This is a genomic window from Paraliobacillus sp. JSM ZJ581 (genome assembly GCF_044383835.1).
Classification (GTDB): domain Bacteria; phylum Bacillota; class Bacilli; order Bacillales; family Amphibacillaceae; genus Paraliobacillus.
The window spans coordinates 54,250-71,509 of sequence record NZ_JBISEP010000012.1 but is presented as its reverse complement, the minus strand read 5'-3'; the positions used below and the strand labels follow the sequence as shown (position 1 = coordinate 71,509).

Here is a 17,260-nt window from a genome sequence, read left to right as displayed (position 1 = left end):
AAATTCATAACTATATTTAGCCATATAAAAACACCCCAAAAGTCAGATTTTCACTCTAACTTTTGGGGTGCGGCACCTAACTGCCTTCTTTCTTTTTCAGACCATCGAAACAGGAAACGCTGCAGCCAACTTGATTCCGTGCTTTTTTTATAATCATTTAATTCAAATAGCAAGTCTTCCATTTTTAACATATTTTCTATTGCAATATTAGAATAATAAGCTAATGTAGTTAACCATTCTATTTCTTTGATAGTTAAAGAAGTAACTGTTTCATTTTTACCAATAATAATTAAGTAAAAATTAGGCTTCGATCCGACCACTAGAGCAAAATAATTCTTATCTTGTATCACTTTTCCAACATATAAGGATTGGTTATTGATTAGTCTCACAATATTTATTATCTTCTCATCATTTTCAGCTAAACAAACAAAGTGATGCTTTTTAGAAACTTCAACTTGGATTGTTTTTTCAATCTTTTTTACTTCTTCTATCTCTTTTTGAACAGCATTCAAAATTTCATTCATATTTGTTTGTTTTCCAATCAATTCACTGAACCTATATAAACTCCTTTGATAGTAAGCCTTATCCACGAATAGTTTTGACCTTAACACCCGATCAAGATAGTTTTTAATAAATAAGAAACTAACATAAATAATAGACATTACTAAGAAAAACTGCGAGAGCTTAACTATATTTACATTTTCCGACATAAAATGCGCATAAACAGCAGTACTAAAAATAGATGGCAAAATTGATAAAAACAAATAGTAAGGAATTTGCTTAAAATATAGCTTCAACATGAATAATTTTTCTGTTGTTAGTAAATATAAAAATATAATTGGGAATAAAAATAAAGATAATGTTGCTAGTTCAGGTCGAATAATCACTTCTCTTCCAAATATAATCGGCACAATGTAAAAAAATACAAATGGAGAAATAGACAAGGCGAATGCATAAAACATCCATCGAAACGTATCTCCAAGTAAATCTCTTTTTAAATTTCTAAAACCCGTAAAAAGTTTAGCAATAATGAAAGTTACAATACCTAGAAACGTACTTATTAAAACAAGAATTTCATTTACGCTATCTCCTGATTGACTATATGAAACAAATATAAATACACCAACACTTATGATATATAAAAAAGATATAAACTTTCTAGAAAACCAAACTCTATTATGCTCTCTATAAAACAAATAGATGAAATGAAGGAATAGTACTGGTGCTAACAAAAAGGTTAAATTTAAGACAAAATCACCTATATTGATTAATTTAGTAGATAAACTTGCACTTACATAACATACACTTAATAACATCATTAAGTATACCAACATATTTGTGCTTTTTTTGTTCGATTGATCCTTTAATAACATTAAGCTTAAAAAAACATTAAGTACAACATATAACAATGGAAATAAATATATTGAGTAGTAAGATCTGAGGAGTAATGGACTTGATACGTATGTACAATATTATTTCGTTCGATAGAAATGGATGTTGCATTTTCAATTCGATTATCTTCAATTACTGTATTATGCTCTTTAGCAGTCTGACCATTTATAGCTCTTATTGTATCACCTATTTGTATGTCATTATGCCGTCCCCACCCTATTTCAGAAATAGATTCGACCTGGTAATTATTTTCTTTTTCTAGCTGAATACCTATGTAAGGCGTTAGATTTAAATACATAAAATATATTGAAATTATAGAAGCCATTAATATTGCAGTTAATATCTTACTCTTGTTAGTAAACAACTATACACCACCCTACGTTATTTCCAATAGTTTATAACTGATAAGCTATTTGTAGAGAAAACATCTGTAATTGCCTTTAACTCTTCTTTGGTAACACCTATTAAACTAACTGTCCCCTTCTTAAATTTTTCTAAAACATCTGGGTTTTTACTTAGATAATAAATAGTTTCTTCCATAAAATCACTCCTAATAAATGTAGTTTTTCACTCTATCTTTATAATCGTTGCAAACATTAAGTTGATCTACTAACTGTATAGCTTGGTTTTTGTATACTTGTAAGGTTACATGAACATAACTAAATGCACCTAACCGCTCCATTTCTTGTACTACTTCACCTTTTATTTTCCTCAACTCATTAAAAATTATCATTCCTTCAAAATATCGTTTAATGTAACTCTCTTCTTTTAATGAAAGCAAATAAATAATTGGAAGAGTTATTTTTTTTTGCCTTATGTCACTTTTTTCATCCCATTGTTTTACACCGGACAGGTCATTGGATAGTTGTGATATAATTCCTAATTTCTCTCCATAATTCTCTATGATATCTAAGTTTTGAGATGAAGATAAAGAAGCTCCCATTAGACAAGCTAGTGCAGTAAGAGAACCCGACTTTTTCTTAATAAGTTCTAGATAAGATTGTTTGTCTTTAATCTTGTTATTAAGATCTAACTTCTGCCCACTAATAGAACGGTAAATAGATTCATAGAATAACTTATCTAATACTCGTCTACCTTTTCCCTGAACATTGTCCAATATCTGTTTGCTTAGAAACAAGAGACCCGTAGTGATATTTAATAGTTTAGATTGGTCAAGTGGATACCATGGTGCAGAAATATTATCTTTGTCTGCAAGATCATCCATTATGTCGGAAGCTAAAATAAGTATTTCCAATGCTGCGGCAACTGAATAGATATCATACCTTTTTCCATTAAACATTCGATAGTGGAGCAAAGTAAGTTCGCCAAAGTAAAAACCTTCATTGGATTTGTAATCAATAAAATGAAGCATCATTAATTTTAGATCTTCATCGAAACTAGATTTCTTAATGAACTTATCCATCATGTATTTTATATTTCCAGTCAAAATTAACTCCTTTACTAATTTACATTATCTACTATATCAATAGTACTATAAAATCCCTAGATAATTCTACATTTTTATGTTTTTTTATCCAAAAATAGATATTATTATATAAATTATATTAATGTTTGTTGTAATTGAATTTGCCAGTAATTGCGTACTATAAAAAAATCTATACTAAGTAATTCTAATATTTAGTACCTGCAACATCTTGTATTTTGGGTATTACGGCAAGACCTGATCTACCACAATCTGTAGTAACCTTTTTACATAGTTAAGATGAACTATAAAATCAAAACCACCAGTGTGAACTGGTGGTTTGCTCTGCGGCTGGAAGCCTTTGTTACCGGCCTCGGCCTTAAAGGCCCGCTGAATGGGTTTCCCTTTTGCACCACACTCACTCACTGATTCTAAAGAATCTCTTATCTTTTCTTTTTATTCTTCTCTCCAGTGAAAGGATCAAACTCTTCAAATAAAGTTAATTGATCGCTTACGTAGTCCTCTTTAAGCTGATTCCTAATATATTCTTGAATTTGATTTTTGTTTCTGCCCACTGTATCTACAAAGTAGCCTCTACACCAGAATTTTCGGTTACCATATCTATACTTTAAATTAGCGTGACGATCAAAAATCATTAAACTACTTTTTCCCTATTAGATATCCCATGAACTGAAATACACTTAGTTTTGGCGGAATACTTACTAACATATGAATGTGATCTTTGCATGCATTTGCCTCGTGTATCTCAACGCCTTTTCTTTCACAAAGACCTCTTACAATTTCGCCAATACTTTTTTTATATTTTCCATAGATAATTTGCCTTCTATATTTTGGAGCAAAAACGATAGGATACTTACATCTCCACTGTGTATGTGCTAAACTATTCTTGTCCTGCATTGGACATGCCTCCTTCTTTGATGAGATTTGGTGGTCGGGAAACCAACCTTGTCTTATCATGAAGAGAGGCTTTTTTTGTCCCCACGCTGGAAGCTCTATGGAACCCCCGGAATAGCCAGGGGTTTTCGAAGACCATAAATAATAGAGAGGTAATCAAAGCGATTACCTCTCATAAAGATTAGAATGCAATACATTTGTTTTTCAAAGTCAACACAAATCTAACTAAGCTTTCACTCATATCACTAGCATAATATCATTCGCTAATTGGCTTATATATTATAATAAAACATATCTCCTAAGTCGTTACCCACTCCATAAATAAAAGAAGCTAAGTCCGCTCCGACATAGATAGCTATTAGAATAAAAATTATTTTAATATAGCCATTCAATTTATTCCATTTTTTTAAAACCAACTAAAAATCAACCTCCTTTGCACTAGAAAAACATTGTGTAAGTATACTTGATAATATTAGCTCTAAAGAAGAATGTATTTTCATTTCACAAACATATAATAAATTAAAGCAATTGCTACTCCTGAAAAAAAATAAAAAACAAAGACCTTTAAAGCTAGTTTAAGCGCCCAATCATTCAAAAAGACCCCTCCTTTTTCATCGTTTGTGAATAGCAAATCACTTTCAAAGAACAACAACGCTTCCTATCACTTCAATAAGTGACTTAATAGATTCTTGTGCATTAAGAGCTTATTTTTAGTTTTAACAATCAGTTCACATTATTTATTCACTAATATTACTATAAATTATCAAAATAATCCCATGTTTTTGCTTTTTTTGTTTGGAAATTAGCCCCAAAGAAAAAATCAGTTCAAAATGAGGTTTTTATATTTTTTATAAATTTGGCTCTATAATTAAGTCTCCTCTTTCTAAATATAATACGCATTCTTTGTTTCTCCTTGCTTAGAAAAATCCCTAAGTAACACACGTTTACACCTCGCTTGTGTAATGGAATCACCACACCATTTCGAAATGATTTTTGAGGTTAAATTCTCACCTGGGAATAGCTCCTGAAATTCCTTAATACAACGAATGATCGCCTCGCTTGCTACTTCTTCTGCTTCACAAGCATCACACTTAATAACACGTTTAATTGGATAAGTATCCATGCAACCACATCGACAACAAGGAATTCCTTTTTGCAACTCATCAAATGTATAGTAAATACTTTTCTCGGATTGAAATTCATGATAAATAGATGCCTCTAGAACTTTGGCTATGTTTTGGCTTTTTTTACTGCTGAATTGATTTTCATTTAATTTGGTAAGAAAAGAATAGAGATTGGAATGAAAAATGATTTGTTGATTAAGTGGTGTTTGATAGATAGTGCATTGCGGATGAATAAAAACGATATAAGATTTAAGAGGCAAATGAATGCCTTTAGACTGTAGAAACATCCGGAATAATGAAGTTGCCCGAGTGCGTTGAAGAATCGGATTTTCTATTTCCTTATTGGAGACCTTATACAAAGTATCCTTATCAAAATAATATTGACCCTGATAGTTTTTTATTTCAAAAAGGTATATGGTTTCGTTTGTTATAACACATGAATCTATTTGAAAATATTGTTCGTTGTGCCTTAGTAATAGATCATTTAAAATTATAAGTTTTTCTCCATACTTTTTCATATAAGAATCAAAGCGTAACTCCCCTTCATAACCTAGCAATAAATTTTGATATTTCATATAATCTCTTGAATTTAATGTTTTTCGGTTACTTAGTAATTCTAATATACGAAGTTCTTTCGGCTTCCTACGTTCTTTTCTAATCATTCATTTCACTCCTATACACAATATATTAGTAATAAATTATTTGGGTAGGGCATTTTATTGCTTGAGTGGTTTATTATATGGGGTTTCAGTCATTCAGAGTGTAATTAAAGAATGTTTTGTTTGTTAAATCAGGGGTTTCGATCACTTAGGACGAAATTACAACTTACTTTATTCATTAAAACAGATTTTTCGTTCACTTAGGACGAAATCACTGCTTACTTTGTTCGCTAAATCAGATTTTTCGTTCACTTAGGACGAAATCACTACTTACTTTGTTCGCTAAATCAGATTTTTCGTTCACTTAGGGCGAAATCACTGCTTACTTTGTTCATTAAATCAGATTTTTCGTTCACTTAGGACGAAATCACTGCTTGCTTTGTTCATTAAAACGGATTTTTCATTCACTCAGGGTGAAATCACAACATGTTTTGTTCGATAATACCCTTTAGCCAAATATCTATTACCACACTGACATTATTCTTCATAAATTGGCATATCCCTTTCTCAGATTTAAAATTATTTCCGATTAAGCACGCTTGCGACCTAAAATTCCACCTCTATCTTAATATACCTTTCCCTTTCAGCTCTCTGTAAATAAACATAATATATTACAGAACGAGGAAGGAGGGATCGTTTGATGACTTCATCAAAACCTATGACCGTAGAATTAGCCAAAGAATTACTTGAAAATAACAATGCCTATTTAACCCCAGAAGGGCAGAAAATATTAGAAAGTATCGTTAAGAAGTAGTCTAGTTTTTCTCTTAAATATAATATCGAAACGCAAATTACTCAAAGATGATTTAATAGCTTCACTTATTTGCTTAAATGCTAAATTTCTAATATAATGACCTCTTATATTTTTTAAAAATAACTAACTACAGAGGAGCATTTATCATTTTTAAAAAGCGAAGCTACAAAAACAGATTTTTCATTCTGGTCTTAGTAGGATTTGCCCTGTTACTTTCAGCTTGTGGAACAACTGAAAATGACAATGCCACTGAAAACAATCAGAACGTTGACGAAGTAACAGAAATATCCATAGGACTTGATCCTTATGACTATGCCACTGTATCCGCGTATTTATCACAAGTTATTCTAGAGCAAGAAGGATATAATGTAGAAATTGAAGAAGCGGATGTCGGAATTTTATATGAAGCATTATCGACACAAGGGATTGATGCTTTTATTGATGTATGGCGTCCTAATTTACATGAGTCTTATTTAGAAAAATATGACGATACCTTTGAAACAGCAGGAACGATTTTCTCAGATATGCCACTCGGAATTGCTGTTCCGACTTACATGGAAGATATCAATTCTATTGAAGATTTAGCTTCGAATCCAGATTTATTCGAGAAGGAAATCTTTGCTATTGAACCAGGTAGTGGAATGTCTATAACAACAAATAAAATGTTGGAAGACTATGAAATGGATAATTTTGAAGTCAAAAATAGTACGACTGCAGCAATGTTGACAGAAGCACAAAATTCGATTGACGATAAAGAGCCTATTGCATTTAATGCTTGGCGTCCGCATCCGATGTTTGTCCGATTTGATATTAAATTTTTAGAAGATCCACGAAATACTTGGAAATTAGATGATATTGAAATTGGTGTAACTCCTTCATTTGAGGAAGATTCGCCAACGGCACATATACTATTTTCTAATATGAATTTAGATATTGATATGGTTGAAAAATGGTTGATCTCCATCGATGAAGGAAAAAAACCTAAAGAATTAGCAGAAACTTGGGTGGAAGAAAATCAAGATACTGTTGATAAATGGCTAGAAAAATAATTTTTAAGAATCATTCCGTATGTTATGTGCGGAATAATTTTTTATTAACCCCTAACTGAAGTTCTCGCCCCACAAATCAAGCCAACTTTCCCAAAGCAAGAACGGAAAAAAATATATACTACTAGATATGTCTATTAGTGATAAAATTAATAATATAATCATTAACCATTTTAAGCTTCAAAATGAATAGCGTGATCACAGTAAATTAAAAAAAGGATGAACGAACATGTCAGAAACGATTAAACTCACTACATTGACTTCAAAGGGAGGATGCGGTTGCAAAATTGGCCCCGCTGATCTTGATCAAGTGCTCCGCCAACTTCCTCCAACTACGAAAAACCCTAATCTAATTGTTGGTCTTGAAACAGGAGATGATGCTGGTGTTTACAAATTAAATGACACCACAGCGCTTGTCCAAACAGTTGATTTTTTCACACCAATTGTTGATGACCCTTACGATTTCGGACAAATTGCAGCCGCTAATGCAATCAGCGATGTGTACGCGATGGGCGGAACACCAATTACCGCTTTAAATATTGTCGCATTTCCAATCGTGAAGTTAGATAAATCGATTCTCTCTGCTATTTTACGAGGAGCAAGTGATAAGCTCCAAGAAGCTGGCGTTACCTTAGTTGGTGGTCATTCTATCGATGATCAAGAACCAAAGTTCGGTTTAGCAGTGACCGGAACTGTGCATCCTGATAACATCAAAACTAACACAGGAGCTCAGGTTGGTGATCAATTAATTCTAACAAAGCCTATTGGGGTCGGAATTTATACGACATCGCTCAAGAGAAATCTATTGACTGAAAAAGAAATAGCAACCGTTACTAAAGTGATGGCTACTTTGAATAAATCCGCTTCAGAAATTATGCAAAAATATAACGTTCATGCTTGTACCGATGTTACTGGCTTTGGCTTACTTGGGCATGCAACAGAAATGGCACAAGAAAGCAAAAAAGAAATTACACTTAATTACAATGATATTCCCATGCTCCCTAGAGTTCGTGAACTAGCAGAAGCTGGCGCAGTCCCTGGAGGTACGAAAAATAATTTAGATCATGTGAAGGAAAATGTTACTTTTTCAGAACAGTTCGATCAAATCAATCAATGGATGCTTGCAGATGCTGTAACGTCAGGTGGATTACTATTAGCGGTTTCTAAAGAGGATGCCAATGCACTTCTTGACGAGCTACACCAAAACGGTATCGAAGCAACACAGATTGGTGAAATCACAACAGGAAATGCAGGTCACATTCAAGTAAAATAGGAAGTGAAATTAGTTATGTTTGAAGAAATAAAACCAGAAGCGCTATATCAAAAAAAGACCACGCAAAAACTTACGTTTGTTGATGTTCGGTCACCGAAGGAATTCGAGGAATCAACTATTCCAGGAAGTATTAACATCCCTCTCTTTTCAAATGAGGAACGCGCGGAGATCGGAACGGTATATAAACAAGAAAGTCCCGAGGCAGCCAAACAAACAGGACTTACCCTTTTTTCAAAAAAGCTACCTGACTTTATTGCAGCTTTTCAACAAATCAATACACCGATTACCGTTTTCTGCTGGCGCGGTGGCATGCGTAGTAAAACAGCAGCGACTATGGTCGATCTCATGGGGATGCAGGTCAGCCGCTTAACAGGAGGCATCCGTGCATACCGGGAATGGACAGTTGGTCTATTAAATACTTTAGACTTTTTACCTGAGCTTATTGTGTTGAATGGACATACGGGAAATGGGAAAACGATTATTCTAGAAAAGCTGGCTAGCCAAGGATATCCCGTTATTAATCTTGAACAAATGGCCGGACACCGCGGCTCTATTTTTGGTCAAATCGGGTTAGAGCCAACAAATCAACGGACATTTGACTTTTTATTACTAGAAAAATTACTTGCCTATCAGCATGAACCTTTTATTTTAATTGAAGGTGAAAGCAAACGAATCGGTAAGGTATCACTACCAGAAAAGCTCTATCAAAAGAAAGAAGCAAGTAGACAACTGTTTATTGAACTACCAATCGAACAACGGATCGCACATATTTTAGAAGATTACCAGCCATGGAATAGTCCTGAAAAATTCACGGAAGCTTTTGCGCATTTAAAGCGACGAATTCATACACCGATTGCCAAAGAAATTGAACAATGCCTAGAGGATAATGCGTTTGAAACGGCAGTTGAATTACTGTTAGTGAATTATTATGATCCACGTTACGATTATGCTTCAGCTTATCCAGCCAGCCAACAAACATTTATTAAAGCACAGCATGTCAATGAGGCAATGGAAAAAATTAAACAGGAAATCCAATAATAACTTGAAATCCAATTTCATTATATACAAAAACGCCGAAGCAGTTAATTCTGCTTCGGCGTTTTTCGATAGTTAACGACAACAATACCTAGTGCAACCATCACAATCGCACCAATAATCATCACATTTAATTGTTCTCCAGGGATAAATATAGTGGACAGTAACACGCCCGATACCGGGACAATAAACTTATACATCGTGATTTTACTAGCTGGGTGATACTTCAATAGCGAGTACCATAAGGCAAATGCCGCCGCTGACAAAAAGGCTGAATACAATAACAAACCTGTCCCAAGCGGGGTAAACTGCATCGCATCCGCTTGTAGTTGCGGAAATCCAATCACAAGCAACACGATCGCTCCTAAGCTTAGTTGCCAGCCTGTTATCGCAAAAGGATGAATACCTATCGCCAGTTCTTTTGCCATAATTGTTGCAATAGCACTTGTCACCCCTGCCATTATCATATATCCTTCACCAGTCCATTGAAAAGTTAACTGAAAAGACTCTCCCCAGTTGGCTAGAACAATACCGATGAATCCCGCTGTAATCCCAATCCATTTCCTCCAATTCATTCGATCATTTTTATAATAAAAGTGCGCTAATAATACCGTGAAAAATACGCCACTTGATGAAAGAATCGAGCCTTTCATTCCAGACACAATTGCTAATCCATTATAGAAAAAATAATATTGTAGTGCAGTTTGTATCACGCCTAATAAAACTAGGACGAGCAATTGTCTCTTTGTCACTTTAATTCGCTTCGCATCCATAAACGCAAGCCACACAAGTACCATGATCCCTGCCAGTAAAAAACGGATACCAGCAAACACCATCTTAGCAATCACATCGTCTGGTGCCATTTGCAGCTCACTGTAACTTATTTTCAGTACCGGGAACGCACTGCCCCAAAGAATCGAACAAAAAATTGCGATCCCAATTGCTATATGCGGCTTCATCAACAACTTATTCAAAAACTGTCATCTCCTCATTCTGTCTACCATACTCACATGTGTTCTAGATATAACAGCATGTTTATTTTTATATAAACTGTATTTTAATAAAAAATGCTATTTAACGATGATCCTCTAAACAGACAAAATCAATCATATCAAATATAGATAGAATAAGAAAGATTTCTGACTCACCTATTATGCACTACATACATACTTGTTTGGAGCTGTGGAAATCCTTATACAATAAGTTATTTCACATTTATTATAGAACCGAATGCTTTTTTACCATCAAACTAAAAAACTAGCTACCTCTAATCATAGAAGTAGCAAGTTTGATTGTTAATATAGTATTCGTTGTGCAGAATTTTCAGTTGGCAAGTGACGACTCCTTGATACTCCTTAAATCATAGATGTGAAGATACTTATAATATTCAATTAGATGATATAAAGTAAGTATCTGATCAGTTTACCGATGATACTCACTTGTTTCTTTATAGCTATAAAAAAGCAATAAGTATAGTAAAGTTAGACAATTATCGATAGGAATAGCAACATCATTAATAATGATCATTTTTCCCGATATAGTGTACCTTATTCTAAAAACAACTCGCATGCAAATTCTCATTTTGTATTAAAATTACTAGAGTAATTCAATTGATCTACATTATTTTTAAAATAAGCAAACTACTTGCTCGTTAATTACGAATATAAAAGTAGCTAACCTTGCTAGAGCTAGTGAATGGATGTGACTACAAAGATTATGATGCAGGAAAAAAAGTGGATTAAAGCAATTAAGAAAAAATCAGATGAACACGCGGCAAATCAATTGATACATAAATATTACAATGAAATCTATGGCTTTATTTATAAACAAACTTTAGATCAAGAGCTCGCAAAAGACATTACACAAAATGTTTTTATTAGCATGTTACAGACCATTCATCGATTTGATGGTAGAGCATCGTTTCGTACTTGGTTATACAAAATAGCAAATTCAAGATTAATCGATTATTACCGCTCCAAATACTATAAACAAAATAGAAAAGCGGAGACGATTGATGACGTAGTTTTATATGAGCCATCCGATTTTACGTTAGAGGTAGAAAAAAAGAATGAGATGAGAAAGATTTTAGAAGTACTGTCCCAATTTGATCGAGAAATACAACAGATCATTAGACTAAAAACTTACGGAGAATATACCTTTTCTGAGATAGCAATAACTTTAGAACTTCCAGAATCAACTGTAAAGACAAAATATTATGCAACGATTCGCAAACTTAAAATTTTATTAAAGGAGAATGAAGATGAAAAGGAACATTAGAAATTTTAGAACGTTAGATGAAACATCTATACAAAATGAAATCCGCATCATCATCGAAAAAGGCTTAGACCCTAAAGCTTCTTTTTGGTCTTATCTTGCCACTATGTATAAACAAATTGGCTTTCGATTTATATTTAAAGATTTTGCAGAAATACTATTCACCCTGTCACTATCTATTGTTGTTGTGTTGTCACTCATCTTAACTAGTGTTGACTACATCCATGTCAAGAATGTGAATCTGTATAGCATTATTTTTATTTGGTCTCCATTAATTTATTTTACAATGAGCTATTTTTTCTTTATCAATCAAAAAACAAAATCAACCTACGAAGTGGAAATGACATGTAAATATGACCTTTTTCAATTGGCTGCATTTCGAATGCTTCTATTTAGTGTAGTGAGTATGCTTATCAATAGTGTGTTTATATACACATTAGTTTATAATCAAGGCTTGAATTTTTTCTATGCCTTTCTGTTATCAGCTTCATCGTTATTTGTTTTTGCTTTAATCTTTTTATACGTGCAAACCCGTACAGTAAATCGCGTTTATAAAATACTGTTCTTAGTTGTATGGCTTATTGGTAATTTGATGGCCTCTTACTACAGTTCAAACTTTTATCTACGCTTCTTAGAACAAATTCCTATATATATATATGGGTTTATTGCAATAGGGGCGATAATGCTTTATATAAAAAATTTAAAGAAACTATTATTTATCAAAAAAATGAAAGGAATGATCTAAATGCTTGCAATAAATAATGTTAGTAAAAAGTTTAACAACTTTACAGCACTACAGGATATTAATCTAGAATTTACAAACGGCATCTATGGATTATTAGCACCAAATGGAGCTGGAAAGACAACACTCATTAAAATGCTTGTCACACTTTTATTTCCAACGAAAGGAGAAATATTATACAACGGAACAGAGATTAGTTCACTTGATGAAGCTTACCGAAGTGTACTTGGCTACCTCCCCCAAGAATTCGGTTATTATAAACACTATTCCCCTGAGAAATATCTGATGTATTTAGCTGCCTTAAAAGGATTAAACAAAAAAGACGTCCAGGACAAGATTCAAGAGCTATTAAAACTGGTAGGATTAGAAAATGTTTCTTCTAAAAAAATGAAAAAGTTTTCTGGTGGAATGATTCAGCGTGTCGGCATTGCTCAGGCCATGTTAAATGATCCTAAAATACTAATTCTAGATGAGCCAACAGCTGGACTCGATCCAAAAGAACGTGCACGTTTCCGTAGATTATTAACCGACCTTGCACGTGACCGAATTATCATTCTCTCTACTCATATAGTCTCTGATGTTGAATCGATTGCCAATGAAATCATTATGATTAAGAATAAATCCATTTTATATAAAGACACAGTGGCCAACATCAGCAATACATTAGAGGACTCTATTTTCGAAACAGAAGTAGCCCATACTGACATGGATTCATTTAGAGGAAACTATCAGGTTTTATCAGAGCGACAGGATGGCAATTACATGACAATTCGCTTTATTGCTGATTTTCATGAAGATGAGAAATGGCGGAAAGTCACCTCTACCTTAGAAGACGTATTTTTACATATCTATGAAGACGATCAAACACTGGCTGGTAGTAAACAATGATCATCAGACAAGAATTACTTAAGCTAGTTAAAATGCCAATCATCCCTATCCTCATTGGGTTTTTCATGATCCTTAATGTCGTTATTATCATGAATCATTCCTATTTAAAAGAAAGTCTTCCTGTACTAACCAACCTTGTTGACCAACATGGTTATGAGATAAATGAAGATATGATGAGCAAATTTCAGACTGATTATAAAGAAATCGTGGAGCAAGTAAATCTAATGCATCCTGATGATCAAAAAGATTATCAGCATCCTTCTGAATTATTATTAGATGTATCTTCCCAATATGATGCTATTCTTAGCAGCAGCAAACTAGAAAGATTGCAAAAGTATAGTGTTACCGAAGGGTATTATCGTACGGCAAAGGATATTGATCATGTATACGAAAATATCAATTTAGCAAGTAGTGCAGAAGAACTTATACACTTGTACGGTTTTGAAGAGAATGCAGCAACATCTGTCCGTAGCCAATTTCAAAAGCTAGAGACTCGACTAGATCAACTAGTGGCTAATGACGAACATAAAAATTTATTCTTTATGGAGAATATGCATTCCTTTCTTTTTTCGGACATTGGCTTAGTGTTAATATTTGAGCTAATGATTCTAGTTGTACTGATTACTGCCGCTGTAGCCAATTATGAATTTGAGCATCGTACAGCTCTTATTACTTATACAACCAAGAGAGGAAAAAAATTAATTATAGATAAGCTGCTTACAGCTGTTACAGCAAATATTTTTGTCATGATTTTTATAATAGGAGCTACGCTTGGTGCGTTTTTTCTAACCTATGATTACTCCGGTCTTTGGCAGGTGCCAATAAGCAGTTATTTCAATGCCGAAACAAAGCTTCCGTATATTTCATGGTGGAACTTATCTTTTATGGAGTATTTAGTTGTATTTGTTCTTTTAATAGTCCTTAGTCAACTAATATTTATGGGATTCTCTTATATCTTATCTGTGTTTCTCAAGAACACATATTTAGTATTTTTTTCTTTTATTATTTTACTAGGAATAGGCAACATCGTCCCAAATTTTGCACCAATGAGTAGTAACTTGATTTTTATCTTACAATTCAATCCATTTGTGCTTATATTAAATCCACATGAGTGGTTAATGGGAAATGGTCCATTTACGATTCACTCCTATTACGAAGCAGGTACAATCATTATATGGCTGTTTTTATTAAGTGTTTTAGGTGGCTATAGTATCTATCGTTTTAAGCGACAACAATTGTATTAAAGGGGGAAAGAAAATGCGAATAATTATGTACGAGATTAGAAAATTATTAAATTGGAAAATACTTGGCTTAGTACTACTTATTAGCTTATTATTCTTTGAATTGTTCTTACGATTTGATTTTGACTATTTTCCAAATGGCAGACCAGCAGCAGATCATTTTCATGTTGCAGAAGAAATGATTAACCACTATGGCTATGAGATGGATGACGCTGAATTTCTAGATTTCAAACAAACCTATCAAGAAGAAAAAGAAAGAGCTGGCGAATATTTGCGTTCAAATGAAGACTTTGTTGAAGCAGATATCACTACATATAGTCAATTCAAAGCGATGGATACAGAGAATGAGACACTAAGTGATTTATCTAATGAGATTTTTTTCGAAGAAGGAATTGATGTTTTTTGGGAATTGCAAGCTAGAGATGGAATCATTGAAGCCTATGAAAAAAAAGAAGAAATTTTTATTAATGAAACAGATAACATCTATCATCCAGAGTGGCAGCAAAGCATAATAGATTCGACAGCTTCTAACGCCATTCTCCCTTCTTTTGTTTATGATAATTACAATAATTTAATAACGAGGCTTTCTATTTTGATTATGATAAGTGTCATGATTGTAGTTGGAAACATTTTTATCCAAGATAAAAAGAATAATGTAATGACACTTCAATGCACAACATATACTGGAAGATATTTATTCAAGAAAAAGATCATAGCTGCGATGACTACTGCTTTTTTAATCACGAGTATCTATGCAACAGGGTTTTTATCTTTATATGCCCATAATGATACACAAACTTTCTTCTCATCGAGCTTACATTCTTTTGACATGTTTAATTACTTTTGGATTGATATAACTTTTTTCCAATATATCATCTTTACTATTATAGGCGTTTATTTAATTGCATTTGTAGCAGCTGCCATTTCAATATTTTTATCACGATTAGTAGGGAATTATATCTCATTAATAGGTGCACAAGTTCCGTTTATTGTCTTATTAACTCTGCTCATATCGCGTTACCTAATTTCAGATATGTTCAGTATTTATTATCCTATGTATGTAACGATTGGTACCTATATAGCTTTGATTGTAATAGGAACAGGTAGTTTAATGTGGAGATGGAGAAAGGAACGACGAATTAGTATTGTATAAAGCACTTTTAAAAAACTAGCTACCTCTAATCATAGAAGTAGCTAGTTTCACTTAATCATTTACTTGTTCGACCTTTTATCTCTCAAAATCAATTTCCATTTCTTCATTTAAAAATATGGATGCTTCTTTTGGCTTTGTTTCTGCTAATTTCTTACCATTACGATAAGATGCTAATACTTCTGCCTGCTTACGAATGGCATCATATCGATTCGTAGCATTGAGGATAATAAAGTTGGCTGGTTTGCCTACTTCAATGCCGTACTGATCTTGAATATTTAGTGTGATTGCACTATTGTCAGTAATAAAATCAAAGGAATCCACAATTTGTTGATACCCCATTAATTGAGTCACATGAATTCCCATATGCAACACTTGTAGCATATTCCCTGTTCCAAGTGGATACCACGGATCAAAAATATCATCATGCCCAAAACAAACATTCAAACCAGCTTCGTTCAGTTCTTTTACTCGTGTAATTCCACGGCGCTTCGGATAATCGTCAAAACGCCCTTGTAAATGTATGTTTACCAGTGGATTAGCAACAAAGTTAATATTGGACAGTCCTAATAATTTCAATAATTTGGACACATACGCACCATTATATGAATGCATAGCGGTTGTATGGCTAGCTGTTACTTTACTTCCCAAGCCACGCTTATAGGCTTCTAAAGCGACAACTTCTATAAATCGAGATTGTTCATCATCAATTTCATCACAATGTATGTCTACTAACCGATCATATTTTTCCGCCAAGTCAAAGGCAATCTTCATTGACTCTACACCGTATTCTCGTGTGAACTCAAAGTGCGGAATGCCTCCAACTACATCTGCTCCCATTTTTAACGCTTCTTCCACTAATTCTGTTCCATTACCATTTGGATAAGATAGATACCCTTCTTGTGGAAAAGCAACTAATTGAAGATCAACAAAGTCTTTCATTTCTTCCTTTACTTCCAATAATGCTTTCATGGCAGTAAGCGATGGATCACAGACATCGACATGTGTACGAACATGCTGAATTCCTTGGGCAATTTGCCACTTCAACGCTTTTGTTGCCCGCTCTTTGACATCTTCAATCGTTAATGACTTTTTTCGTTCTGCCCACGTAGCAATCCCCTCAAACAATGTACCACTTTCATTCCACTTTGGTTCGCCTGCAGTTAACGTCGTATCCAAATGGACATGCGGTTCAATAAACGGAGCACTTACTAGTTTTCCTTTTACATCTATTGCACCTTCTACAGGTTTGGCTTCTTCAATTTCAGAAAATTTTCCATCTTCAATATGAATATTCCAAAGTCCTTCTTTTTTTGGTAATGCAGCGTTCGAAATAATCATGTT

15 protein-coding genes and 1 pseudogene are annotated in these 17,260 nt (G+C 33.5%); 8 read left to right on the top strand and 8 right to left on the bottom strand.

Features of this window, described 5'->3' with window-relative positions; translation table 11 throughout:
* Window positions 1-50 precede the first annotated feature (50 nt).
* From ACH6CY_RS08770 to ACH6CY_RS08745, 6 genes and pseudogenes are all read right to left on the bottom strand, one after another.
* Window positions 51-1,319, bottom strand: a complete 1,269-nt coding sequence (locus tag ACH6CY_RS08770; protein ID WP_374066957.1) for a hypothetical protein — start codon at window positions 1,317-1,319, stop codon at window positions 51-53.
* Between the two features lie 59 nt (window positions 1,320-1,378).
* Entirely contained in the window at window positions 1,379-1,756 is a 378-nt protein-coding gene (locus ACH6CY_RS08765; RefSeq protein WP_374066956.1) for a hypothetical protein, read from the bottom strand.
* A 17-nt stretch (window positions 1,757-1,773) separates the two neighbouring features.
* On the bottom strand, window positions 1,774-1,932 hold the full coding sequence (comX, locus tag ACH6CY_RS08760) for a competence pheromone ComX (protein WP_374066955.1): 159 nt from the start codon (window positions 1,930-1,932) through the stop codon (window positions 1,774-1,776).
* Between the two features lie 10 nt (window positions 1,933-1,942).
* Window positions 1,943-2,815 carry a polyprenyl synthetase family protein gene (locus tag ACH6CY_RS08755; RefSeq protein WP_374066954.1) on the bottom strand — a complete coding sequence of 291 codons (873 nt, stop codon included), beginning with the start codon at window positions 2,813-2,815 and terminating at the stop codon, window positions 1,943-1,945.
* 443 nt (window positions 2,816-3,258) lie between these two features.
* Window positions 3,259-3,733, bottom strand: a pseudogene (tnpA, locus tag ACH6CY_RS08750) (IS200/IS605 family transposase).
* An 880-nt stretch (window positions 3,734-4,613) separates the two neighbouring features.
* Window positions 4,614-5,516 (bottom strand): nuclease-related domain-containing protein, encoded by a 903-nt coding sequence (locus ACH6CY_RS08745; RefSeq protein ID WP_374066953.1) that lies wholly within the window; start codon window positions 5,514-5,516, stop codon window positions 4,614-4,616.
* An 870-nt stretch (window positions 5,517-6,386) separates the two neighbouring features.
* Between ACH6CY_RS08745 and ACH6CY_RS08740 the strand changes: the two genes are divergently transcribed.
* The 3 genes from ACH6CY_RS08740 to mnmH all read left to right on the top strand — a co-directional run bounded on the left by ACH6CY_RS08740 (window position 6,387) and on the right by mnmH (window position 9,624).
* Window positions 6,387-7,316, top strand: coding sequence for a glycine betaine ABC transporter substrate-binding protein (locus ACH6CY_RS08740; RefSeq protein WP_374066961.1), 930 nt, complete (start codon window positions 6,387-6,389; stop codon window positions 7,314-7,316).
* 226 nt (window positions 7,317-7,542) lie between these two features.
* The gene (gene selD, locus ACH6CY_RS08735; RefSeq protein WP_374066952.1) at window positions 7,543-8,586 is read left to right on the top strand and encodes a selenide, water dikinase SelD; all 1,044 of its coding nucleotides are present in this window, start codon (window positions 7,543-7,545) and stop codon (window positions 8,584-8,586) included.
* A 15-nt stretch (window positions 8,587-8,601) separates the two neighbouring features.
* On the top strand, window positions 8,602-9,624 hold the full coding sequence (mnmH, locus tag ACH6CY_RS08730) for a tRNA 2-selenouridine(34) synthase MnmH (protein WP_374066960.1): 1,023 nt from the start codon (window positions 8,602-8,604) through the stop codon (window positions 9,622-9,624).
* Between the two features lie 44 nt (window positions 9,625-9,668).
* Here the strand turns inward: mnmH and ACH6CY_RS08725 are convergent, their stop codons facing one another.
* Window positions 9,669-10,595 (bottom strand): DMT family transporter, encoded by a 927-nt coding sequence (locus ACH6CY_RS08725; protein WP_374066951.1) that lies wholly within the window; start codon window positions 10,593-10,595, stop codon window positions 9,669-9,671.
* Between the two features lie 727 nt (window positions 10,596-11,322).
* On the opposite strand from ACH6CY_RS08725, the gene ACH6CY_RS08720 reads away from it, so the two are divergent.
* Genes ACH6CY_RS08720 through ACH6CY_RS08700 form a run of 5 tightly spaced genes read left to right on the top strand, consistent with a single transcriptional unit; the run spans window position 11,323 to window position 15,919 of the window.
* Window positions 11,323-11,898 (top strand): RNA polymerase sigma factor, encoded by a 576-nt coding sequence (locus ACH6CY_RS08720; RefSeq protein WP_374066950.1) that lies wholly within the window; start codon window positions 11,323-11,325, stop codon window positions 11,896-11,898.
* On the top strand, window positions 11,882-12,640 hold the full coding sequence (locus ACH6CY_RS08715) for a hypothetical protein (RefSeq protein ID WP_374066949.1): 759 nt from the start codon (window positions 11,882-11,884) through the stop codon (window positions 12,638-12,640). Before ACH6CY_RS08720 ends, ACH6CY_RS08715 begins: the two co-directional genes overlap by 17 nt.
* Entirely contained in the window at window positions 12,641-13,525 is an 885-nt protein-coding gene (locus tag ACH6CY_RS08710) for an ABC transporter ATP-binding protein (RefSeq protein ID WP_374066948.1), read from the top strand.
* Window positions 13,522-14,769 (top strand): ABC-2 transporter permease, encoded by a 1,248-nt coding sequence (locus ACH6CY_RS08705; RefSeq protein ID WP_374066947.1) that lies wholly within the window; start codon window positions 13,522-13,524, stop codon window positions 14,767-14,769. The genes ACH6CY_RS08710 and ACH6CY_RS08705 overlap by 4 nt, the downstream gene beginning before the upstream one ends.
* A 13-nt stretch (window positions 14,770-14,782) precedes the next feature.
* Window positions 14,783-15,919: a hypothetical protein gene (locus ACH6CY_RS08700; protein ID WP_374066946.1), complete on the top strand. Its 1,137-nt coding sequence runs from the start codon at window positions 14,783-14,785 to the stop codon at window positions 15,917-15,919.
* 75 nt (window positions 15,920-15,994) lie between these two features.
* Here ACH6CY_RS08700 and codA read toward each other — a convergent pair whose 3' ends face one another.
* The gene (codA, locus tag ACH6CY_RS08695; protein WP_374066945.1) at window positions 15,995-17,257 is read right to left on the bottom strand and encodes a cytosine deaminase; all 1,263 of its coding nucleotides are present in this window, start codon (window positions 17,255-17,257) and stop codon (window positions 15,995-15,997) included.
* Window positions 17,258-17,260 lie beyond the last annotated feature (3 nt).